A 266-nucleotide genomic window follows, 5' to 3' on the forward strand; every position below is an offset into this window, starting at 1 on the left:
CGGCGATGATGACCCTCACGTCAGCGGTCTCGTCGCCCGAGGTGACCTTCAGGTCGTTCTGCCCCTCGGCCAGGCCGGTCGCGTTCAGCGTCCAGGTGCCGTCCGCGCCCACCGTGGTGACCTTCGGGCCGGTCGGGGTGGTCACCGTGACCGTGGCACCGGGGGTGCCGGTGCCCGAGATCACCGCTGACTTCGTGGTGTCGTCCTTCGAGTCGACCGTCGCCGTGAGCGGAGTCTCGGGGGCGGGTGCGTCGATGGTCACCGGG

The 266-nt window shown here is 71.1% G+C and carries 1 protein-coding gene; it reads right to left on the reverse strand.

The window, feature by feature from the left end:
• On the reverse strand, positions 1–266 hold a 266-nt coding region (locus AC1RPU_RS08285; RefSeq protein WP_481769694.1), incomplete at both ends, for an Ig-like domain-containing protein.

The sequence above is a fragment of the Dellaglioa sp. CoH-55-MRSF-7 genome, assembly GCF_056782235.1.